17 protein-coding genes are annotated in these 21,564 nt (G+C 70.7%); 7 read left to right on the plus strand and 10 right to left on the minus strand.

Annotated features, from left to right (window positions below):
* From treS to glgB, 3 genes are all read left to right on the plus strand, one after another.
* Positions 1 to 1,548: maltose alpha-D-glucosyltransferase (gene treS / locus BLU79_RS16320; RefSeq protein WP_093906504.1), on the plus strand; the 1,548-nt coding region annotated here is incomplete at its 5' end.
* 84 nt (positions 1,549 to 1,632) lie between these two features.
* On the plus strand, positions 1,633 to 3,081 hold the full coding sequence (locus BLU79_RS16325; protein ID WP_093906505.1) for a maltokinase N-terminal cap-like domain-containing protein: 1,449 nt from the start codon (positions 1,633 to 1,635) through the stop codon (positions 3,079 to 3,081).
* The gene (gene glgB, locus BLU79_RS16330) at positions 3,078 to 5,738 is read left to right on the plus strand and encodes a 1,4-alpha-glucan branching enzyme (RefSeq protein WP_093906506.1); all 2,661 of its coding nucleotides are present in this window, start codon (positions 3,078 to 3,080) and stop codon (positions 5,736 to 5,738) included. Before BLU79_RS16325 ends, glgB begins: the two co-directional genes overlap by 4 nt.
* 93 nt (positions 5,739 to 5,831) lie before the next feature.
* On the opposite strand, the gene BLU79_RS16335 is transcribed toward glgB, so the two are convergent.
* The 4 genes from BLU79_RS16335 to BLU79_RS16350 form a co-directional block, all read right to left on the minus strand.
* Positions 5,832 to 8,048, minus strand: coding sequence for a HelD family protein (locus tag BLU79_RS16335; protein WP_093906507.1), 2,217 nt, complete (start codon positions 8,046 to 8,048; stop codon positions 5,832 to 5,834).
* Between the two features lie 182 nt (positions 8,049 to 8,230).
* A complete protein-coding gene (locus BLU79_RS16340) occupies positions 8,231 to 8,545 on the minus strand; it encodes a thioredoxin family protein (protein ID WP_093906921.1) in 315 nt (104 codons plus the stop codon).
* Between the two features lie 14 nt (positions 8,546 to 8,559).
* Positions 8,560 to 8,946, minus strand: a complete 387-nt coding sequence (locus BLU79_RS16345; RefSeq protein WP_093906508.1) for a MerR family transcriptional regulator — start codon at positions 8,944 to 8,946, stop codon at positions 8,560 to 8,562.
* Between the two features lie 29 nt (positions 8,947 to 8,975).
* Positions 8,976 to 9,494, minus strand: coding sequence for an Lrp/AsnC family transcriptional regulator (locus BLU79_RS16350; protein WP_177001042.1), 519 nt, complete (start codon positions 9,492 to 9,494; stop codon positions 8,976 to 8,978).
* 45 nt (positions 9,495 to 9,539) lie between these two features.
* Between BLU79_RS16350 and BLU79_RS16355 the strand changes: the two genes are divergently transcribed.
* Both BLU79_RS16355 and BLU79_RS16360 read left to right on the plus strand, forming a co-directional pair.
* Entirely contained in the window at positions 9,540 to 10,454 is a 915-nt protein-coding gene (locus BLU79_RS16355; RefSeq protein ID WP_256333344.1) for an NAD-dependent epimerase/dehydratase family protein, read from the plus strand.
* Position 10,455: 1 nt separating this feature from the next.
* Positions 10,456 to 11,352: an aldo/keto reductase gene (locus BLU79_RS16360; RefSeq protein WP_093906511.1), complete on the plus strand. Its 897-nt coding sequence runs from the start codon at positions 10,456 to 10,458 to the stop codon at positions 11,350 to 11,352.
* Positions 11,353 to 11,362: 10 nt separating this feature from the next.
* Here the strand turns inward: BLU79_RS16360 and BLU79_RS16365 are convergent, their stop codons facing one another.
* The 4 genes from BLU79_RS16365 to BLU79_RS16380 form a co-directional block, all read right to left on the minus strand.
* Positions 11,363 to 12,856 carry an AAA family ATPase gene (locus BLU79_RS16365; protein WP_093906512.1) on the minus strand — a complete coding sequence of 498 codons (1,494 nt, stop codon included), beginning with the start codon at positions 12,854 to 12,856 and terminating at the stop codon, positions 11,363 to 11,365.
* A 209-nt stretch (positions 12,857 to 13,065) separates the two neighbouring features.
* Positions 13,066 to 13,359 carry a hypothetical protein gene (locus BLU79_RS16370; RefSeq protein WP_093906513.1) on the minus strand — a complete coding sequence of 98 codons (294 nt, stop codon included), beginning with the start codon at positions 13,357 to 13,359 and terminating at the stop codon, positions 13,066 to 13,068.
* 13 nt (positions 13,360 to 13,372) lie between these two features.
* Positions 13,373 to 13,840 carry a hypothetical protein gene (locus BLU79_RS48245; protein WP_093906514.1) on the minus strand — a complete coding sequence of 156 codons (468 nt, stop codon included), beginning with the start codon at positions 13,838 to 13,840 and terminating at the stop codon, positions 13,373 to 13,375.
* Positions 13,841 to 14,205: 365 nt separating this feature from the next.
* Positions 14,206 to 15,627: a cation:dicarboxylate symporter family transporter gene (locus BLU79_RS16380; RefSeq protein WP_093906515.1), complete on the minus strand. Its 1,422-nt coding sequence runs from the start codon at positions 15,625 to 15,627 to the stop codon at positions 14,206 to 14,208.
* Between the two features lie 189 nt (positions 15,628 to 15,816).
* On the opposite strand from BLU79_RS16380, the gene BLU79_RS16385 reads away from it, so the two are divergent.
* Positions 15,817 to 17,859, plus strand: a complete 2,043-nt coding sequence (locus BLU79_RS16385; protein WP_256333345.1) for a sensor histidine kinase — start codon at positions 15,817 to 15,819, stop codon at positions 17,857 to 17,859.
* Positions 17,856 to 18,560 (plus strand): response regulator, encoded by a 705-nt coding sequence (locus BLU79_RS16390; protein ID WP_093906516.1) that lies wholly within the window; start codon positions 17,856 to 17,858, stop codon positions 18,558 to 18,560. Before BLU79_RS16385 ends, BLU79_RS16390 begins: the two co-directional genes overlap by 4 nt.
* Here the strand turns inward: BLU79_RS16390 and BLU79_RS16395 are convergent.
* Both BLU79_RS16395 and BLU79_RS16400 read right to left on the minus strand, forming a co-directional pair.
* Positions 18,557 to 20,941, minus strand: a complete 2,385-nt coding sequence (locus tag BLU79_RS16395) for a tetratricopeptide repeat protein (RefSeq protein WP_093906517.1) — start codon at positions 20,939 to 20,941, stop codon at positions 18,557 to 18,559. The genes BLU79_RS16390 and BLU79_RS16395 overlap by 4 nt on opposite strands.
* Positions 20,942 to 21,007: 66 nt before the next feature.
* Entirely contained in the window at positions 21,008 to 21,547 is a 540-nt protein-coding gene (locus BLU79_RS16400) for a hypothetical protein (RefSeq protein ID WP_093906518.1), read from the minus strand.
* Between the last annotated feature and the right edge of the window lie 17 nt (positions 21,548 to 21,564).

Raw genomic sequence — 21,564 nt, forward strand, 5'->3', positions numbered from 1 at the left:
ACCGCGAAACTCGACTACCTGCAATGGCTCGGCGTCGACTGCCTGTGGCTGCCGCCCTTCTTCAAATCACCGCTCAGGGACGGCGGCTACGACGTCTCCGACTACACCGCCGTACTCCCCGAATTCGGCGACCTCGCCGACTTCGTCGAATTCGTGGACTCCGCCCACCAGCGCGGTATGCGGGTCATCATCGACTTCGTCATGAACCACACCAGCGACCAGCACCCGTGGTTCCAGGAGTCGAGGAAGGACCCCGACGGCCCCTACGGCGACTACTACGTATGGGCCGACGACGACAAGGCCTACGCCGACGCCCGCATCATCTTCGTCGACACCGAGGCCTCCAACTGGACCTTCGACCCGGTCCGCAAGCAGTACTTCTTCCACCGCTTCTTCTCCCACCAGCCGGACCTGAACTACGAGAACCCGACCGTGCAGGAGGAGATCCTCTCGGCGCTGAAGTTCTGGCTGGACCTGGGAATCGACGGCTTCCGGCTGGACGCGGTGCCGTACCTGTATGCGGAGGAAGGGACGAACTGCGAGAACCTTCCCGCGACGCATGAATTCCTCAGGCGGGTACGCAAGGAAATCGACGCCCAGTACCCGGACACGGTGCTGCTGGCGGAGGCCAACCAGTGGCCCGAGGACGTCGTCGACTACTTCGGCGACTTCCGAAGCGGCGGCGACGAGTGCCACATGGCCTTCCACTTCCCCGTCATGCCGCGGATTTTCATGGCCGTTCGGCGGGAATCCCGCTATCCGGTCTCGGAAATCCTCGCCAAGACCCCGGCCATTCCCTCGGGCTGCCAGTGGGGCATCTTCCTCCGGAACCATGACGAGCTGACCCTCGAAATGGTCACCGACGAGGAACGCGACTACATGTACGCGGAGTACGCCAAGGACCCGCGGATGCGCGCCAACATCGGCATCCGGCGCAGGCTGGCCCCGCTCCTCGACAACGACCGCAACCAGATCGAGCTGTTCACCGCCCTGTTGCTGTCGCTCCCCGGTTCGCCGATCCTCTACTACGGCGACGAGATCGGCATGGGCGACAACATCTGGCTCGGCGACCGTGACGCCGTGCGCACGCCGATGCAGTGGACCCCGGACCGCAACGCGGGATTCTCGTCGAGCGACCCTGGACGGCTGTTCCTGCCCACGATCATGGACCCGGTCTACGGCTACCAGGTGACGAATGTCGAGGCGTCGATGTCCTCGCCGTCCTCTCTCCTGCACTGGACCCGTCGCATGATCGAGATCCGCAAGCAGAACCCCGCTTTCGGACTCGGCACCTACACGGAACTCCAGTCGTCGAATCCGGCCGTGATCGCCTTCCTCCGTGAATACGAGGACGATCTCGTCCTGTGCGTGAACAACTTCTCCCGGTTCGCACAGCCGACGGAGTTGGATCTGCGCAGGTTCAACGGGCGGCATCCGGTGGAGCTGTTCGGCGGGGTGCGATTCCCGGCCATCGGTGAGCTGCCGTACTTGCTGACCCTCGGCGGGCACGGCTTCTACTGGTTCCGGCTGCGCAAGGACGCCGCCTGAGAGCCCGGGCGGGGCGGTTTCCACCGCCCCGCCCGGGGCACGCAGAAGTAACACCCCGACCACCCGGGGAAAGGACGCGACGCCATGTCGGAAGCCGTCACCCGTACCACCCTCACGACCTCTCCCGGTCTCCTCGCGTCGCTGGACCCACTGTTGCGGGAGTGGCTGCCGCGGCAGCGCTGGTTCGCGGGCAAGGGGCGTCCGGTGACCGGTTTCTCGCTGGTGGCGGCCACCGAGCTGCTGCCGCCCGGCGGCAAGCTGGGCCTGTACCACCTGCTGGTGCGCGCCCATCAGCCGCTCACCCCCGTGCCGGGCGCCCCTGAGCAGCCCGCGGACTGCTACCAGCTCGTCATAGGCGAGCGCGTGGCCCTGCCGCCCCGGCTGGCGCCCGCGCTGATCGGACACGTGGCCGAGGGCCCGCTCGCCGGACGCACGGTGTACGACGCCCTGTACGACACCCGCCCCGCCGAGCTGCTCCTGGAGGCGCTGCGCGCCGGGGCCCGGATCGGCGGGCTGCGCTTCGAACGCGACGGGAGTCAGGAGATCCGGTCCGGTCTGGTGCCGCGCCTGGTCACCTCCGAGCAGTCGAACTCCTCGGTCGTCTACGGCGATACGTTCATCCTGAAGCTGTTCCGCCGGGTCGTGCCCGGCGTCAATCCCGACCTGGAACTCCCGCTGGCGCTGGCCCGCGAGGGCTGCGAACGGGTGCCGGCGCCGACGGCATGGATCGGCGCGGAGCTGGCCGGTGAGTCGTATGTCCTCGGTGTCCTCCAGCCCTTCGTGCAGGGCGCGGCGGACGGCTGGGAGCTGGCGCTGCGCGAGCTGGCCAAGGGGGAGGACTTCGCCGCCGCGGCACGGGCGCTCGGGCGCGCCACCGCCGAGGTGCACACGGCGCTGGCCCGTACGCTGCCGACCGTGACCCTGGGGCATGCGCAGGTGCAGCAGCTGGTCGACGGCATGGTCGAGCGGCTGGACACGGCCGCGCAGGCGGTGCCCGCGCTCCGGCCGTACGCGCCCGGTCTGCGCGCGGCCTTCGAGGCGCTGGCCGGCCTGGCCGCCGAGGGGTGCACCTGGACCGCCCAGCGCATCCACGGCGACCTGCATCTCGGGCAGTGCCTGCGCTCGCCCTCCGGGCAGTGGTGGCTCATCGACTTCGAGGGCGAGCCGTCGAAGTCGCTGACCGAACGGCGGATGCCACAGCCGCCGGTACGGGATGTCGCGGGGATGCTGCGCTCCTTCGACTACGCCGCCCACTCGGCCGACCTGCCGGTGCCGGGCTGGGCGGAGACCTGCCGGGCGGCGTACTGCTCCGGCTACGCGCAGGCCGGCGCCGCCGATCCACGGACCGATCCGGTGCTGCTGCGCGCGTACGAGACCGACAAGGCGATCTACGAGGTCGTCTACGAGGCACGCCACCGCCCCGACTGGCTCCCGGTGCCGATGTCCGCGATACGCCGCCTCGCCGCGGACTCCACCACCCCGTCCCCCGCCACCCCGTCATCCCCACCATCGCCCAGGAGGCCCCGCCCGTGACCCCCCGCACCACTCCCTCCAGCGGTTCGGAAACCGAGAGCACGGCCGAGCAGTCGGTCGAGAAGTCGAGCGTCGCCAAAAGGGCGACGACCAAGGCCGCGGAGGCCGCGGAGGCCGTGAAGAAGGGGACGGCGAAAAGGGCACCGGCCAAGTCCGCCGCGAAGAAGGCCACCGCCAAGAAGGCTCCCTCGAAGAAAGCCCCCGAGAAGGAGGCCGCGGCCAAGAAGGCTGCGGCCAAGAAAGCCGTCACGAAGAAGGCCACAGCGAAGAAGACCACGGCCAAATCCACTGCGGCGAAGAGCACGGCGTCGAAGAGTGGCACCGGGGCCAAGAGCACGGCGACCAAGAGCACCGCCGGCAAGAAGCCCGCCGCCAAGAAGATCCCCGCGCAGAAGGCGACGCAGAAGAAGATCCCCGCACAGAAGGCGATCCCGAAGCCGAAGCCGGCTGAACCGGTGGAGGTCGCCGTCTCCCCCGCCCTCGACTCGGCCGACCGCGACCGGCTCCTCACCGGCACCCACCACGACCCGCACTCCGTCCTCGGCGCGCATCCCGTTCCCGGCGGTGTCGCGTTCCGGGCCTTCAAGCCGTACGCCCTGTCGGTGACCGTCGTCGTGGGGACCATGCGGGCCGAACTGCACGACGACGCGGACGGGTTCTTCTCGGGGCTGGTCCCGCTGCGGGACGTGCCCGAGAGCTACCAGTTCCTCGTGGCGTACGAGGGGACGGTGCAGGAGACCGAGGACGCGTACCGTTTCCTGCCCGCGCTGGGCGAGCTCGACCTGCATCTGATCGGCGAAGGACGGCACGAGGAGCTGTGGAAGGCGCTCGGCGCCGAGCCGATGACGCACCAGGGCGTGACCGGCACCCGGTTCACGGTGTGGGCGCCGAACGCGCGGGGCGTGTCCCTGGCCGGCACCTTCAACTTCTGGGACGGCACGGGCTATCCGATGCGCTCGCTCGGCGGCTCCGGCGTCTGGGAGATGTTCGTGCCCGGCATCGGCGAGGGCGAGCTGTACAAGTTCGAGATCACGCGACCGGACGGTTCGAAGACGCTGCGCGCGGACCCGCTGGCCCGCCGGACCGAGACCCCGCCCAACACGTCGTCCGTCGTGCACGCCTCGCACCACGAGTGGGGCGACGCGGCGTGGCTGGCGCGGCGCGGGGAGGTCCCGACGCATGAGGCGCCGCTCTCGGTGTACGAGGTCCATCTGGCCTCCTGGCGCCCGGGGCTGACGTACCGTCAACTCGCCGAGCAGCTCCCCGCGTACGTCAGGGACCTGGGCTTCACCCACGTCGAGCTGATGCCGGTCGCCGAGCACCCCTTCGGCGGCTCCTGGGGCTACCAGGTCACCGGCTTCTACGCCCCCACGGCCCGCCTCGGCACCCCCGACGACTTCAAGTTCCTGGTGGACTCCCTGCACCAGGCCGGCATCGGCGTCCTGATGGACTGGGTGCCGGCGCACTTCCCGCGCGACGACTGGGCGCTGGCCGAGTTCGATGGGCGTCCGCTGTACGAGCACGAGGATCCGCTGCGTTCCGCGCACCCCGACTGGGGGACCCTGGAGTTCGACTTCGGTCGGCGTGAAGTGCGCAACTTCCTTGTCGCCAACGCCCTTTACTGGTGCGAGGAGTTCCATATCGACGGGCTCCGGGTGGACGCGGTTGCGTCCATGCTCTACCTGGACTACTCGCGTGAGCCCGGCCAGTGGGTGCCGAACGAGCACGGCGGGCGGGAGAACCTGGACGCGGTGGCGTTCCTGCAGGAGATGAACGCGACGGTGTACCGGCGGGTGCCGGGGGTCGTGACGATCGCGGAGGAGTCCACGGCCTGGGACGGTGTGACGCGTCCGACGCATGTGGCGGGCCCTGGCGGCTTCGGGGGCCTGGGCTTCGGGCTGAAGTGGAACATGGGGTGGATGCACGACTCGCTGGAGTACGTGGCCAAGGAGCCGGTGCACCGCAAGCACCACCACAACGAGATGACCTTCTCGATGGTGTACGCGTACAGCGAGAACTACGTCCTGCCCATCTCCCACGACGAGGTCGTGCACGGCAAGCGGTCGCTGGTGTCGAAGATGCCGGGCGACTGGTGGCAGCAGCGCGCCAACCACCGTGCCTACCTGGGCTTCATGTGGGCGCACCCCGGCAAGCAACTGCTCTTCATGGGGCAGGAGTTCGCGCAGGGCGCCGAGTGGTCGGAGGCGCACGGTCCGGACTGGTGGCTGCTGGATCCGGCGTACGGGGCGGAGCCCGACCATCGCGGGGTGCGGGATCTGGTCCGCGACCTGAACACGGTCTACCGGCACACGCCGGCCCTGTGGCAGCGGGACGCCGACCCGTCCGGTTTCCAGTGGGTGGTGGGTGACGCCGCCGACGACAACGTCTTCGCGTTCCTGCGCCATGACGCCGAGGGGGCTCCGCTGCTGGCGGTCTCGAACCTGTCCCCGGTGGTCCGGCACGACTACCGCCTCGGTGTCCCCGACGACGTCCCGGCGTGGCACGAGGCGGTGAACACCGACGCGGCGAGGTACGGCGGCAGCGATGTCACCAACCCCGACCCGCTGAAGCCGGAGCCCCAGCCCTGGCACGGCCGCACGGCCAGCATCCAGCTGACGCTGCCACCACTGGCGACGGTGTGGCTGCGCCCGGCTTAGTCTTCTCCGCCCCAGACCCCGCTCCTCAAACGCCGGACGGGCTGAATTCAGCCCGTCCGGCGTTTGAGGACGAGGCCCCTTCAGGGCCGTGTCTCAGGCGGTGGTCAGCGCCTTCGGCAGACGACCCGTATGCAACACCCCCAACCGCTGCGTCGCCCGGGTCAGCGCCACGTACAAGTCGCTCGTGCCGTACAACCCCGGCTCCACCACCAACACCGAGTCGAACTCCAGGCCCTTCGACTGTCGGGGGTCCAGGAGTACGACGCTGCGCGTCAGGTCGGGCTCCGCCCCCGCCGTGACCCCGTCCAACTGCGCCGCCAGCCTCCGGTGCAGATGCCGTGGTGCGATGACCGCGAGCCGCCCCTCGGCGGGCGTGAGTTCCTCGACCGCCTTCGCCACCGCGCCCGGCAGATCGTCGGTGGCGCGCACCCAGGGACGTACACCTGTGGACCGTACGGAACTCGGCGGTTCGAAGTCCGGGTTCTTTGCCCGTACGACCGCCGCCGCCAGCTCCATGATCTCGGCGGGTGTGCGGTAGTTGACGCCGAGGCGGGTGTGCTCCCAGCGGTCCTCGACGTACGGCTCCAGGATCCCGGCCCACGAGCCGACGCCCGCCGCCTCCGCCGTCTGGGCCGGGTCGCCCACCAGCGTCATCGAGCGGGTCGGGCTGCGCCGCATGAGCAGTCGCCAGGCCATCGGCGACAACTCCTGCGCCTCGTCGACGATGATGTGCCCGAACGCCCAGGTCCGGTCGGCCGCCGCGCGCTCGGCGGCGCTGCGGTGGTCGTCCTCCTCGTGGCGTTCGGCGAAACGTTCGGCGTCGATGATGTGGTGCGCGGAGAGGACCTCGGAGTCCTCCTCGTCCTTGTCCTCGAACTCGTAGGTGCGCGAGGCGTACGAGACGTCCAGCACGCCCTGTGCGTAGGCGACCTGCGTCTCCCGCTCCCGCTCGGCCAGCGCCCGCTTCACCCGGTCGTCCTCGCCGAGCAGTTCGGCCGCCTCGTCGAGCAGCGGTACGTCGGCCACGGTCCACTGGCGCGTCACGGGCCGGCGGATGGCGGCCGCGTCCTCGTCGGGGAGGTAGCCGACGGGGTCGGCGAGGAAGTCGGCGACCAGGCGCTGCGGGGTCAGGCGCGGCCACAGCTGGTCGATGGCGGCCCAGACCTCGGGGTTCTCGGCGATCTCGTCACGGATCTGCGTGATGTCACTCGGGTCCAACAGATTCGTGCCGTCGAAGGGGTCCGTCCCGACCCGCTCGGCGTACAGCTCGGTGAGGGTGTTGAGGATGTGGCCCTCGAAGTGCTCCCGTGCGGCGTTGTGCGGCAGCCGCGCCGCGCGGGCCTTCTCGCGCGCCACCTTCACCAGGCCGTCGTCGAGCATCAGGACCTCGCGGTCGTGCTCGATCGCGATCACCGGGTCGGGCAGCGCCTGCCAGTCGCGTACGACTTCGGCGAGCACGTCCGCCATGTCGGCCCGCCCCTTCACCGCGGCCGCCGCCCGCGTGTCGGTCGCCGTCGCCCGGACGCCGGGGAACAGCTCGCCGACCGTGGCCAGCAGCACGCCGGTCTCGCCGAGTGAGGGCAGGACCTCGCCGATGTAGCCGAGGAAGGCGGGGTTGGGGCCGACGATCAGGACCGCGCGCTTGGCGAGCAGTTCCCGGTGTTCGTAGAGGAGATACGCGGCGCGGTGCAGGGCGACCGCCGTCTTGCCTGTGCCCGGACCGCCCTCCACGACCAGCACCCCGCGGTGCGGCGCCCGGATGATCTCGTCCTGCTCGGCCTGGATGGTCTGCACGATGTCGCCCATGCGGCCGGTGCGCGCGGAGTTGAGGGCCGCGAGCAGCACGGCGTCGCCGGTCGGGTCCTCGTGGCCCGTCCGCTGCTCGTCCCCGAGGTCGAGGATCTCGTCGTGCAGCGCGGTGACGCTACGGCCGCTGGTGCTGATGTGCCGCCTGCGCCTGAGCCCCATGGGGGTGTGGCCGGTGGCCAGGTAGAAGGGGCGGGCGACGTCGGCACGCCAGTCGACGAGGATCGGTGTGTGCTCGGCGTCGTCGGTGCGCAGACCGATGCGGCCGATGTGGTGGGTGACGCCGGAGGCGAGGTCGATCCGGCCGAAGCACAGCGAACCGTCCACGGCGTTCAGCGCGGCCAGCAGCCCCGAGCGCTCGGCGACCAGGATGTCCCGCTCCAGCCGGGCCTGCATGGGCGTGTTGCCCTGGGCGAGCGCGTCCGTGACGGAGTCCTCGGTGTCACCGCGCAACGCGTCCACGCGCGCGTACAGGTCGTCGATGAATTCCTGCTCGCGGCGCATTTCACCGTCTTGAAATTCGGTGTTTGACAATTCTGCTCCCGCCCGGATATACTGTGCTCACTGAACTTCTTCGCGACTAATTCAAACTGAAGTCGCGAACCATTGAATATACCTAAAGAAATCCCCCGAGCGCAATTGCTCGGGGGATTTCTTGTGTTCCGGACGGAGTGTTCCGGGCTGAATCACAGCACGTCGGCCAACTCCTCCAGCAGCCGCCGCTTGGGCCGCGCCCCCACCATCGACCGCACGGGCTCGCCGCCCCGGAAGACCATGAAGGTCGGCATGGACAGCACCTTGTAGGCGTTGGTGGTGAGCGGGTTGGTGTCCACGTCCAGCTGCACCACCTTCAACCGCTCCCCCTCCTCCGCCGCGAGAGCGCTGAGCACCGGGCCCATCTGCCGGCACGGTGGGCACCAGTCGGCGGTGAACTCCACCAGCACCGGCAGCTCCGCCCCGATCACCTCCGTCTCGAAGTCCGCGTCCGTCACCTCGGCCACGCCCGCCGCCTTGATCACAGCTCCTGCCCTCCCAGTTCGCACAACGGTGGTTCCCCTTCGGCCATCGCCAGCCGCAGGCCGATCTTGGCCCGCACGGCCCGCAACTCGTCGATCAGCGCGTCGAGCTCGTCCAGCTTGCGCCGGTAGACCGCGAGCGAGGCGGGACAGGTGTCGCCCTCCGGGTGCCCGGCCCGCAGACACTCCACGAAGGGCCGGGTCTCCTCCAGGTCGAACCCGAAGTCCTGCAGCGTCCTGATCTGCCGCAGCAGCCTCAGGTCGCTCTCGTCGTACGTCCGATACCCGTTGTCGCCGCGCCGCGCGGGCAGCAGCCCCCGCGACTCGTAGTAGCGCAAGGTGCGCGTCGTGGTCCCGGCCCGTGCGGCCAGCTCGCCGATTCGCATGCGTACGAACGTAAGCCTTGACGCCGACGTCAGGGCAAGCGTGGCAGCAGGGGCTTGGTGCGCACCGGGGAGGACAGCACGATCGACGTCGTCGTGCGGCCCAGTGCCGACGTCGCTTCGAGGATCTCCTCCAAGTGGACCGTGTCCTCGACGGCGACCTTGAGGATCCAGCAGTCCTCGCCGACGACGTGGTGGACCTCGACGATCTCCGGGCGGTCGATCAGCTCCAGGGTGCGGGGGTGGCGGAGGGTGTAGCCGCCGTGCGGGTTGACCCGGATGAAGGCCTGGATGCCGTAGCCGAGCCGGGCGGGGGCGACCCGGGCGCCGTACCCGGTGATCACGCCCGCCGCCTCCAGCCGCCGTACCCGCTCGGTGACGGCCGCCGGGCTGAGCCGCACCCGCCGGCCCAGCTCGCTCAGCTTGATCCGGCCGTCGGTCTGGAGGAGCTCCAGGATCTGCCGGTCCAGGGCGTCGAAGGCCACCGATGTTTCGCTGGTGGCCGGGCGCAGATGCCGTGGTTCTTTCGGCGCGGTGCCCGGATCTCCCATGTCTTCCCCTTCAGTGCGTGGTGCGAGGCCGGGAGAATTATGGTCATGCGAAAGGGACGAGAGGTACTGGTCATCGGCGGGAACCGCTATTTCGGCAAGCGGTTGATCGCGCGGCTGCTGGCCGCCGGGGACCGGGTGACGGTTCTCAATCGGGGTTCGGCCGCCCCGCCGCCGGGCGTGGTCCATCTGGTCGCCGACCGCGACGACGACAAGTCCCTGACGGCGGCGCTGGGTTCGCGGACGTTCGACGTCGTCGTCGACCAGGTCTGCTACACGCCGCGCCAGGCGGAGATCGCCCGCCGGGTCTTCACCGGCCGCACCCGTCGCTACGTACTGACGTCGACGGTCGAGGTGTACGAGTACGAGGACTCGATCGCCCCCGTGCGTGAGCCGGACGTGGATCCCCTGGACGTGCTCGTGGACCTCGAACTCCCTTGGGAAGACCCCGAGTTCCTCGAAGCCCACTACGGCGAGGGCAAACGGCAGGCGGAGGCCGTGTTCGCCGCCGACCCGGACTTCCCGTACGCGGCGGTGCGCGTCGCCCATGTGCTGGGCGGGGACGACGACTTCACGGGCCGTATGACCCACTACGCGAACCGCATCCGCGCCGGTGAGCCGATCGCCGTTCCGGTCGTGAACCACCCGGCGACGTACATCCACGTCGAGGAGATCGCCGACTTCCTGTTCTGGGCGGTGGGCGAGGACTTCACGGGCCCGGTCAACGCCGCCTCCCACGGCCTGCTGACCACCGAGGACCTGTGCGACGCGATCGCCGCGCACCTCCCGGACGGCCGGACCGTGTTCCGGCCCGTCGAGGTCGGCGAGGTCTCCCCGTTCGCCTTCACCCGTGCCTACGGCATGGACAACTCCCGTGCCACACGGCTCGGTTTCCGCTTCACGCGCGCCCGGGAGTGGCTCCCGAAGGCCGTCGCCGAGACCCTCGGAAAGGACGCCGGCTGACATGCGCTACCGCACTCTCGGCCCTCACCGCGTCAGCGCGATCGGCCTCGGCGCGATGCCGCTGTCCGTCGAGGGCGGCCCCGACGAGCGGCGCGCCCTGGCCACCGTGCACGCCGCCCTGGACTCGGGCGTGACGCTGCTGGACACCGCGGACTCCTACCATCTGCCGGGCGCCGAGCCCGGTCACAACGAACTCCTCGTCGCCCGCGCACTGGCCGCGTACGGCGGCGACACCGACGGCGTGTTGGTCGCCACCAAGGGCGGCCGCGGCAGACCGGCCGACGGCAGCTGGACGGTGAACGGCGACCCCCGCCACCTCAAGACGGCAGCCGAGGCCTCGCTCCGGCGGCTCGGCGTCGAGGCGATCGGGCTCTACCAGCTGCACAAGCCCGACCCGACCGTCCCGTTCGAGGAGTCGCTCGGCGCGCTGCGCGAACTCCTCGACGAGGGCAAGATCCGCCTGGCCGGCGTCTCCAACACGGACGTGGACCAGATCCGCACGGCCCACCGCATCCTCGGCGATCGTCTGGTCTCGGTGCAGAACCAGTACTCGCCCGCCGTACGGGACAGCGACGCCGAGCTGCGGCTGTGCGCCGAGCTGGGACTGGCGTTCCTGCCCTGGAGCCCTCTGGGCGGCATCTCGCGCAGCTCGCTGGACGGGCCGTCATGGACGGAGGGTGAGGCGCGCTTCGGCGCCTTCCACGAGGTGGCCGCCTCCCGCGGCGTCAGCCCCCAGCAGGTGTGCCTGGCCTGGCTGCTGGCACGGTCCCCGGCCGCCATCCCGATTCCGGGGGCGAGCCGCCCGGAATCGATACGGGACTCGGCGGGCGCGGCCGACCTGGTGCTCGACACGGAGGAGCTGGCGCGGCTGAACGGGGCGGCTGTGCCGGTCGGTTGAGGCTCGCGGGTCAGTCGGGCGGGGCCAGGCCCGGGCGCGGGGGACCGGGGAGGTCGGGTGCGTCCGTCGGAGGCGGCCGCTCCCCCTCCGCGTCCGTGTCCGCACCCCGGACTCCGAGGAGGCGTCGGGTGAGGTGGTCCTGGTCGGAGAGGAGTTCGTCGAGGGCGGCGCGGACGTCGTCCGGCTGGGTGCGGGGGGACTCGCGCTCGGCCGCGATGAGTACGGAGCGCCGGACCAGTTCCTTGGTGAAGGAGGCCGTCGTGCCCTCCGTGCGGGCCACCACCTCGTCCGCGATGTCCTTGCCGAGGCCGAGTCCGGCGCCGTAGAGGCCGAGGAGGCGGGTGCGGCCCTCGGCGTCGGGCAGCGGGATCTCCACGGCGAGGTCGATACGGCCGGGGCGCTGGACCAGGGCCGGTTCCAGCAGGTCGGCGCGGTTGGTGGTGAGGAGGAAGGCGACGTCGGCGTCGTCGCCGAGGCCGTCCATCTCGTTGAGGACCTGGAAGAGCAGGGGCTGGTCGCCACCGCCGTGGTCGCGGGCCTCGGCGATCAGGTCGCAGTCCTCCAGGACGACGAGCGCCGGCTGGAGCATCCGGGCCAGGGCGCAGGCGGGGCCGATGGCCGAGATGCTGGTACCGGCCAGGACCACCACCGTGAACTGCGGGAGGTGGGAGAGCAGATAGCGGATCGTGTGGGTCTTGCCGGTGCCGGGCGGGCCGTACAGCAGCAGTCCGCGGCGCAGGTGCTGGCCCGCGGCGCGCAGGTGCTCGCGGCGCCGGGCCACACCCACGACCTGGCGTTCCAGGCGTTCGAGGAGGCCGTCGGGCAGCACGATGTCGTCGCGGGTGAGGTCGGGGCGGCGGTGGAAGCGGAAGGGTCCGAGGCCGCGCCGGAACTCCGAGCCCTCGAAGGAGAGGACCTGGCCGCGGAAGACGTTGTGTTCGCGTACGAGGGTGTCGAGCCCGGCGAGCAGGCGGTCCGCGAACTCCTTGTCCCGCGCGAGGACTTCGACCTCGACCTTGTTGCGCCCGTACTGGTCCTGCGGTCCGCGCAGCAGCACCGCGAACCGTTCGTCGCCGTCCCGGCCCAGGTAGAACCCGCAGGAGACGCAGGCCAGTTCGGTGTCCGGTGCGACGGGGAGGTGGGCGTAGTCGACGGCGCCGATCACGAAGCGGTCGTAGCGGTCGGCCGCGTCGAGGATGTCACCGAGGGTGAGATCGCCGTGGTGCTGGGCACCGCGCAGACCGATCAGTTCGTAGGAGCGGGCGGGGTCGGCGGCGAACCAGCGCTCCAGGGCGAGGTGGACGTTGGGGAGGTCGTAGGGCGCGTAGGCCGCCTTGACCACGGGGCGGTCGGAGGGGGTGGAGCCGAGGTGGTCCATCAGCCGGGTGCTGAGGTTGCGGCCGCTCTCCTGGTTCTTGCGGGGTGCGCGGGCGACCGCCTCCAGGAACTCGTAGAAGAGCTCGCTCACTTGGTCCAGCGAGATGGGTGTCGCCTCTTGCGCCATGCCCGCCTCCGTACGTCCGCATGTCCGCGTCGGTAGGTCCACGTCGAGGGCTCCAGCGTGAGCCGAACGGGCCGACGGGTCAAAGGATTTAGGACAAGTGGTGGTGAACGGTCCGCAAAGGGGCGAGGCTCGCGGGGTGCGGGGGCGGAGGCGGGGTGCCCCGGGGGGGGGGCCGAGCAGGGGCTTCCTGCCCGGCCCCTGCCCGACACTCATCCCCGCCCGACACCCCGGCCCTCCACGCCGCCACCCGGCACCGGAGCCCCGAGGCGACGTACGCCCTGGTCGGCGGCCTTCACCACCGCCGGCGTGACCAGAGCCACCGCCACCTTCCACACCGGGTCCGGCACCAGTGCCACGGCGGCCCCCACGGCGAGCAGGGGACCGGCCGCCCGGGCGACGCGGGCGCCCCTGCCCGGGCGCATGGATGCCTGTGCGTCGAGGTACCCGCCGGTCAGCACCGCCAGTTCGGCGACGACCAGGACGAGGGCCAGAGTGATGTCCATGGGCCGGCTCCGCTCAGTCTCCGGCGGAGCTGCAGTCCCAGTGCCCCGACGCCTTGTTCGCGGCGACGCGCGGAGCGAGGTCCGTGCCGCCGCCGGGCGGGTTCGCGACCCACTTGCAGCCGAAGTCCTTCATGAAGTGCTCCAGGGTGTAGTTGTGGTACTTCGCCTGGATCTTCTTGAGGCGCGCGATGCCCGCCGGGGTGGCGTTGAACGCCTTGCTGTACTCCTTGGTGTCCTTCACCAGGCAGCCGGCGGAAACGATCGCTCCCACCCAGCCCGCGCCCTTGGACGCGATGGTCTTCCCCAGCGAGCCGACACTGACACCGGTCGCCAGCAGCGAACCGCACACGCCGCTGATGCTCTTGTAGTCACGCCCCCCGGCCGGCTGGGCCGCCGTGGCCGCCTGGGCCGGAGCCACACCCGCGGTGAGGAGCACCGCACCGGCGGCCGTGCCGACCAACGTCTTACGCAATGTGTCCATGGGTTCCCCCGGACTTCCTCGTGCTCGACGGGCACCCGCACCCGGTCCCGGTACGGGCCCCGGTCCCACCATCTGGCGGCGGAACCGGCAGCGTCTGCCGCCCTGCCCGTGGAGAGGCGCGGAAGATCCACCGGGTTGGGCAAGGACGGGCAACGGAACGTAATCATCCGGTAATGCCGTCAGGCGTACGGCAGTTGCCGTACGCCTGAGTCGGGACCAGCGATGTTCGACCGGGCGGCTGAGCGACGGGGGAGCATCCCAGCCGCCCGGAGCTTGTGTGGCCGGACGCCCGGCCCCGGTTCAGGCGGGGCCGGGCGTCCGGAGCAGGGGGCCGCGGAGCAGGTGGCTCCGGAGCGGGCCGGAGGTCAGGCCTTGGCGAGTTCCTTCTCGCCGCCCGCTTCCGGCGCCTCCGCGGCCGGGGCGGCGCCGTGGCCGTCGTCCAGGAGGGTCTTCTCGTCGAACGGGATCTGACCGGCGAGCACCTCGTTGACCCTGCCCTTGTCGATCTCCTTGGTCCAGGTTCCGATCAGGACCGTGGCGACGGCGTTGCCCGCGAAGTTCGTCAGGGCGCGGGCCTCGCTCATGAAGCGGTCGATGCCGACGATGAGGCCGATACCGTCCACCAGGGCGGGCTTGTGCGACTGCAGACCACCGGCCAGCGTCGCCAGACCCGCGCCGGTGACACCGGCGGCGCCCTTGGAGGCGACCAGCAGGAAGAGCAGCAGCGGGATCTGCTCGGCGAGCGCCATCGGCGTACCCATGGCGTCGGCGATGAACAGGGACGCCATGGTCATGTAGATCATGGTGCCGTCGAGGTTGAAGGAGTAGCCGGTCGGGACGGTGATGCCGACCACCGGCTTGCTGACACCGAGGTGCTCCATCTTCGCGATGAGGCGCGGCAGCGCGGACTCGGAGGAGGAGGTGGACAGGATCAGCAGGAACTCACGGCCCAGGTACTTGAAGAGCGTGAGGATGTTCAGGCCGGCGACGAGCCGCAGCAGCGCGCCGAGCACGATGAAGACGAAGAGGAAGCAGGTGACGTAGAAGCCGAGCATCAGGATGGCGAGCTTCTTGAGCGCGTCGACGCCGGCGGACCCGGTGACGGCGGCGATAGCGCCGAAGGCGCCGATCGGCGCGGCCCACATCACCATGGCGAGGATGCGGAAGACGAGCTTCTGGATGTGCTGCACACCGCGCAGGATCGGCTCTCCGGCAGAGCCCATGCCCTGCAGCGCGAAGCCGACGAGGAGGGCGACGAGCAGGGTCTGGAGGACCTCTTGGACGGTGAAGGCGGAGAGCATCGTGGTCGGGATGATGCCGAGCAGGAACTCGGTGGTGTCCTTGGCCTCCGCGTCGACCTGCGCGTGACCGGCGTCCTTGACGGCGTCGGTGATGGCGAGCCCGGAGCCCGGCTCCAGGATGTTGCCGACGACCAGGCCGATACCGAGCGCGACCAGCGACATCGCGAGGAAGTAGACCAGCGCGATACCGCCGACCTTGCCGACCTTGGCGGCTTTCCGTACCGAGCCGATGCCCAGCACGATCGTGCAGAAGATGATCGGCGAGATCATCATCTTGATCAGGTTCACGAAGCCCGTCCCGATGGGCTTCAGCTCGACCGCGAAGTCGGGAGCGATAAGACCCACGGCGATACCGAGGGCGACCGCGATGATCACCGCGATGTAGAGGTAGTGCGTGCGGTCCCGCTTGGCGACGGGTGCGGCAGGTGCCGTATCGGGGGAACTGGCGGCGGCCACGGCTGCCCTCCTTGACGTCTTCGTCGGCATCACCGGCGTGCGGCTCACGTCCGGGGTGGGGGTCTCGCTGATCAGGTGCCGCGCCCCGGTGAGGGGGCCACGCCGCCTTGGGGACGGGGATGTCTTATTCAGCGATGCGGTGACTATCTCCTGCTGTGTGAGGGCGGTCACCCTTCCGTTCATTTAGTTCACAATCAGCCATGGAGGCAGACTGACGACATGCGCATCCCCGTCCCGAGACCCCGCAGCCTGGCCGCCCAGCTCTTCGCGATGCAGGCCGTGCTGATAGCGGTGCTCGTCGCCGGGTACGCGGTGTTCACGTACGTCAGCGACACCGGCCAGGCGGAGGACGCGGCGGGTCGGCAGGCCATGGCGGTCGCGCAGTCGATCGCCGACGCCCCGTCCGTACGGGAGGCGATCCGCACCGCCGACCCGACGGCCGAGCTCCAGCCGTACGCGCTCCGTGTCCAGCGTGACGCCGAGGTCGACTTCGTCACGATCATGAACCGCGAGGGCATTCGCTGGACGCACCCCGACACGGAGCAGATCGGCCAGCACTTCCGCGGCCACACGGAGCGCGCGCTGCGCGGGGAGCCGTTCACCGAGACGTACACCGGCACGCTCGGCTCGTCCGTCCGTGCGGTCGTGCCGATCTACGACGGGGGGCGTACGCCGCAGGACGTCGTCGGGATGGTCAGCGCCGGGATCCGGGTCGAGGCGATCAGCAAGCGGGTGCAGGACCAGCTGACGGCGCTGATCGGGGTGGCGGCGGGCGCGCTCGCGCTGGGCGCGATCGGTACGTACGTCATCAACGCCCGGCTGCGCCGGCACACCCACGGTATGAACGCGGCCGAGCTGAGCCGGATGCACGACTACCACCAGGCCGCGTTGCACGCGGTGCGTGAGGGGCTGCTGATGCTGGACGGGCAGTTCAGGGTGGCGTTGATCAACGACGGCGGGCGGGAGCTGCTCGGGGTGGCCGGCGATGTGGTCGGACAGTCGGTCGCCGACCTCCGCCTGCCCGCGCCGCTGACCGGAGCGCTGCTGGCGTCCGAGCCGAGGGTCGACGAGGTGTACCTGACGGCGGAACGCGTGCTGGTGGTGAACACCTCGCCGGTCTCGGGCGGCGAGCGGCGCGGCACGGTGGTGACGCTCCGGGACGTCACCGAACTCCAGTCCCTGATGGGCGAGTTGGATTCCGAGCGCGGCTTCACCCAAGCCTTGCGCTCCCAGGCCCACGAGGCGGCGAACCGCCTCCACACGGTGGTCTCGCTGATCGAACTCGGACGCGCCGAGGAGGCCGTGGAGTTCGCGACGGCCGAGCTGGAACTGGCCCAGGCCCTCACGGACCAGGTCGTCGCGGCGGTCAGCGAGCCGGTGCTCGCGGCACTCCTGCTGGGCAAGACGGCACAGGCCAACGAGCGGGGCGTGGAGCTCGTCGTATCGGAGGACAGCCGGCTCGACGACGGTCTGCTGCCGGACACCCTGCCCGCCCGGGACCTGGTGACGATACTGGGCAACCTGATCGACAACGCGGTGGACGCGGCGCAGGGAAGCGTGGGAGCACGGGTGACGGTGACGGCGTACGCCGAGGGCGGTGAGCTGGTGCTGCGGGTGTCGGACACCGGGGCCGGGGTGGACCCGGCGCATGCCGAGGCGGTGTTCCTACGCGGGTTCTCCACGAAGCCGGCCGGGCCGGGGGGTCGGGGGCTGGGGCTGGCGCTGGTGCGGCAGGCGGTGAGCCGGCATCAGGGGGTGTTGTCGGTTACGGAGGCCGACGGGGGTGGGGCGGTGTTTGAGGTGCGGTTGCCGTTGGGGGAGGGGGCGGTTTTGGGGGGTGGGGGTGCATCGGAGAGTGGCGCTGCTTTGGAGGGTGGTGCCGCGCTGGAGAGTGGGGCCGCTTCGGGGGGTGGAGCTGCTTCGGAGGGTGGAGCTGCTTCGGGGGTAGGGGCCGCCTCGGGGGATGGGGCCTTGTCGGAGGTGGGGGGCGCCTCGGGGGCGGGGACGGACTCCGAGGATGAGGGTGATTCGGTGGTGAAGGCCGGGGCGGAGGCGAGGGGCGTCTCGGGATCGGGGACGGACTCCGGAGTTGAGGGCGACTCGGCCGTGAAGGCCGGGGCGAAGGCAAGAGGCGCCTCGGGAGCAGAGGCGGACTCCGAGGATGAGGGCGGCTCGGCAGTGGGGGCCGGTTCCGAGGAGGGGGGCGGCTCGGCGGACGGGGCCGTCTCCAAGGGCTCGGTGGGTTCGAGAGGTGACGTATGACGGCGACGGACGAGCAGGCGATTCGCGTCCTGGTCGTGGAGGACGACCCCGTGGCGGCGGACGCGCACATGATGTACGTCGGCCGGGTGCCGGGGTTCGTCGCGGTCGGCAAGGCGCACACGGGGGCGGAGGCGCGGCGCGCGCTGGAGCGGACGCCGGTGGATCTGCTGCTGCTCGACCTGCACCTGCCGGATGTGCACGGGTTGCAGCTGGCGCGGTCGTTGCGGGCGGCCGGGCATCACGCGGATGTGATCGCGGTGACGTCGGCGCGGGATCTGGCCGTGGTGCGGGAGGGGGTGTCGCTGGGGGTCGTGCAGTACGTACTGAAGCCGTTCACGTTCGCGACGCTGCGGGATCGGCTGGTGCGGTACTCCGAGTTCCATGCCGCGGTGGGCGAGGCGAGCGGGCAGGACGAGGTGGACCGGGCGCTGGCGGCGCTGCGGGCGCCCTCGCCTGCGGCGCTGCCCAAGGGGTTGAGCGCGCCGACGTTGGAGCGGGTGACGGGGGTGCTGCGGGAGGCGGAGGAGGGGCTTACCGCGGCGGGGGTTGCTGAGGCGGTGGGGATTTCCCGGATTACGGCTCGGCGGTATCTGGAGCATTTGGTGGAGGCGGGGCGGGCTGAGCGGAAGCCGGTTTATGGGCAGGTGGGGAGGCCGGAGTTGGTTTATCGGTGGGTTCGGGGGGTGGAGAAGGGACGCTAGGGAGAGAGGGTGTCGAGGGCGGCGGCGCGGGTGCGGGCTTCGGCGGCTTCGGTGGGGGCGTTGGCGCGGGTGTAGGCATCGGCGGACTGGAGGTAGGCGGTGCGGGCCTCGGCGGGGCGGTGGGCGACTTCGAGGGCGATGGCCAGGTTTGCGAGGGTTCGCCCCTCGCCGTACCAGTCCTCAAATCCCCGGCGGAGTTCAAGGGACTTGCCGTGCGCCTCGATCGTCTCTTCCACCTGGCCCGCCTCCAGCAGGGCGAGGCCGAGGTTGTTCCACGCGATGGCCTCGCCATGGCGGTTGCCGGCGGCGTGGTACAGGTCACGGGCCCGGGTGAGAGCGTCGACCGCCTCCGCCGCCGGGCCCGCCTCCAGCAGGGCGAGGCCGAGGTGGTTCCATGCCTTGGCCTCGCTACGGCGGTCTCCTGCGGCCTGAAACAGGTCGCGGGCCCGGGTGAGGGCGCGGACCGCGTCCGCCGCCCGGCCCGCCTCATCGAGGGCGTTGCCGAGGTTGTTCCATGCGATGGCCTCGCTATGGCGGTCTCCGGTGGCCTGGTACAGGTCACGGGCCCGGGTGAGGGCGCGGACCGCCTCCGCCACCCGGCCTGCCTCCCGCAGGGCGACGCCGAGGTTGTTCAACGTGATGGCCTCGTCCAACCGGTCGCCAGCTCGACAGGCCGCCTCCCGCGCCACCTCTCCCACCGTGACCCAGTCATCGAAGTACCGCCGCCAGTCCAGATATCCCCCCAGGCACTCGGCCAGCCGCACCGCCTCACGCGCGAACCGTTCCTCCCTCCCCCACCCCACCGCAGCCACCAAACCCGCCCGCTCCCCGTCCAGCCAGGTCAGCGCCTGCGCCCGGTCCGCGAAGCGTTCCGGCTCCACCAACCCCGGAAGCCATCGCAACCGGTCATCCGCCGCATCCGCCCACCGCAGATAGAACCCCAGCAGCCGCTCCCGCGCTGCATCCCCCTCTTCCCGCAACGCCGATCCCCCCGCCACCACGCTCATCCCGAACACCCGCACCAGGTCATGCAACCGCCACCACCCACGCCCGCTCCCCCGCTCGACGAGGTGCGCACGGGCAAGGGCCTTCAACTGGCGTGCCGGAGGTCCCTCCGCCCCGACCAGCGCAGCGGCGACTTCGTCGCTCACCTCGGGCCCGGGCGCGAGGGCGAGTAGCCGCAGCAACCGAGCCTGGTCCGGGGGCAGTCGGCGGTAGGAGAGGTCAAAGGCCGCCCGAACGCTGCGCTCCCCGTCATCCAGATCCTCCAGCCGATCATGCGACTCAGCGATTTCCTCGACGAGTTCGGTCACCGGCTTGTCCGGATCCTCGGCCAGCAGGGCGGCGGCGATCTGCAGAGCGAGCGGCAGATGACCGCAAAGGGCGGCCAGTCGCTCGGCGGCGCCCAGGTCGTCGACGACCCTGGTGTCGTGCGGGTCGGCGATCCGCAGGGCGCGGTCGAGGAGTTCGTACGCCTCCTTCGGTCTCAGCTGGTCCAACGAGACTAGCCGCGCGCCAAGTTGAGGCAGCCGGTCGCGGGACGTGACCAGGACGCGGTGTCGGGCGTCGCTGGGCAGGAGTGGCCGTACCTGATCCGGCGAGGAAGCATTGTCGGCAAGAACCAGCACCGCGCCCCGTTCCTGGCCCCGTGCGGCCAGCATCGAGCGGTAGAGCGCGGCCCGTTCGTCCGCCGTGGCGGAGATGTGTTCCGGCCGGGTACCGAGGGCGCGCAGGAGCGCCTGGAGGGCTCGGTCGGAGGTGACGGGCTCCGCGTCATAGCCGTGCAGGTCGATGAAAAGGACCCCGCCGGGAAACCAGCCCCGCTCGCAGGCCACGTACGCGGCCTCGACGGCTAGCGCGGTCTTCCCGATGCCGCCGAGACCGGATACGGCGGCGATGAGCACCGCCGACGACCGCACGGCCTCGTGGGGATCGAGCGCGCCCAGCAAGACCGCCGTCTCCTCCGCCCGCCCGGCGAACCCGCCCGGCCTAGGCGGCAGCCCGGCCATCGCCTCGGGTACAACAGCCCCACCCTGCTGGACCACCACCTGCACGCCGACCACCTCACGCAGGAAGACCCCGCCCCGGAAGTCGGCGTGATCCCCGTCGTACCAGGACGTCCCGCTGCCGGGCGCATCCCGCTCCATGGCCCCCGCCACGCCACGGGCGACGCCCTGCGGATCGGCGGCGAGCAGATCGACGAGTTCCTCGCCCCACTTCCGCACGGCCGCCCGCCGCACCGGATCCTGTGCCGCCACCGCGAGTTCGTCAGCCGACGCGCCCGCGCCCAGCCCGACCGCCCCCGCCAGCGACTGCACCGCCCGGCGTCCGTCCTCCCCGCCCGCGCCCTCGGCCAGGGCCGCCAGTAACGCCGCGTTCATGTGCCTGTTCCGTCCCCCGGTGTCCCGTCAGTCACATCCTTCAACGGTACGCCGCACAAAGGGAGTTCACTCCCCCTTCGCGTACCGCACGACCTGCCAGGCGAGCCCGCCCACAGCCAACGCCTCCGCCACCGACAGCACAACAAGCAGCGCCCCGGACTCCCCGTCCACCCAGAACAACACCAGCGCCGCCAACGGCACAGCACAGAAGGCCAACAGGTCCACCAGGAGCTGCACGGCCTTACGGGACCCGCGCCGCGCGTCCCCCCGGTGCGCGGTCTCCCAGCCGAACGCCTGGAATCCGCCGCCGGGCGCGGCGAGTGCGGCGAGCCGGGGCCCGAGGTCCTCACGGACGTAGGCGCCGATCGCCGAGATCTTCTGGTCGTTCACGAGGTACGTCCACCCGAGGACGACACACACCGGCGGCAGCGCGAGCAGCATCGAGGCCTGCTTGGCCTGAGCGGCGGCAGCGATGACGGCGGCCACGACGGCCAGCGTCACGTAGAGCAGGTTGTCCCGGAACCCGATCCGCGCCTTCTGCTCGTCCTTGACGCTCTGGTACTCGGCGAGCAGCAACTGCCCTACGGTGACGTCCTGTTCCGGCACTCTCTTCCCTTCCCCCG

The sequence above is a fragment of the Streptomyces sp. cf386 genome (assembly GCF_900103585.1).
Classification (GTDB): domain Bacteria; phylum Actinomycetota; class Actinomycetes; order Streptomycetales; family Streptomycetaceae; genus Streptomyces.

Bases quoted from the DNA above. Each gene is read 5' to 3' on its own strand.
- BLU79_RS16335 (WP_093906507.1), bottom strand. From the start codon at position 8,048: ATGCGCCGCGAGCAGGAATTCATCGACGACCTGTACGCGCGCGTGGAC.
- BLU79_RS16360 (WP_093906511.1), top strand. From the start codon at position 10,456: ATGCGCTACCGCACTCTCGGCCCTCACCGCGTCAGCGCGATCGGCCTC.
- BLU79_RS16380 (WP_093906515.1), bottom strand. From the start codon at position 15,627: ATGCCGACGAAGACGTCAAGGAGGGCAGCCGTGGCCGCCGCCAGTTCC.
- BLU79_RS16325 (WP_093906505.1), top strand. From the start codon at position 1,633: ATGTCGGAAGCCGTCACCCGTACCACCCTCACGACCTCTCCCGGTCTC.
- BLU79_RS16355 (WP_256333344.1), top strand. From the start codon at position 9,540: ATGCGAAAGGGACGAGAGGTACTGGTCATCGGCGGGAACCGCTATTTC.
- BLU79_RS48245 (WP_093906514.1), bottom strand. From the start codon at position 13,840: ATGGACACATTGCGTAAGACGTTGGTCGGCACGGCCGCCGGTGCGGTG.
- BLU79_RS16395 (WP_093906517.1), bottom strand. From the start codon at position 20,941: ATGAACGCGGCGTTACTGGCGGCCCTGGCCGAGGGCGCGGGCGGGGAG.
- BLU79_RS16345 (WP_093906508.1), bottom strand. From the start codon at position 8,946: ATGCGAATCGGCGAGCTGGCCGCACGGGCCGGGACCACGACGCGCACC.
- BLU79_RS16385 (WP_256333345.1), top strand. From the start codon at position 15,817: ATGCGCATCCCCGTCCCGAGACCCCGCAGCCTGGCCGCCCAGCTCTTC.
- BLU79_RS16365 (WP_093906512.1), bottom strand. From the start codon at position 12,856: ATGGCGCAAGAGGCGACACCCATCTCGCTGGACCAAGTGAGCGAGCTC.
- BLU79_RS16390 (WP_093906516.1), top strand. From the start codon at position 17,856: ATGACGGCGACGGACGAGCAGGCGATTCGCGTCCTGGTCGTGGAGGAC.
- BLU79_RS16350 (WP_177001042.1), bottom strand. From the start codon at position 9,494: ATGGGAGATCCGGGCACCGCGCCGAAAGAACCACGGCATCTGCGCCCG.
- BLU79_RS16370 (WP_093906513.1), bottom strand. From the start codon at position 13,359: ATGGACATCACTCTGGCCCTCGTCCTGGTCGTCGCCGAACTGGCGGTG.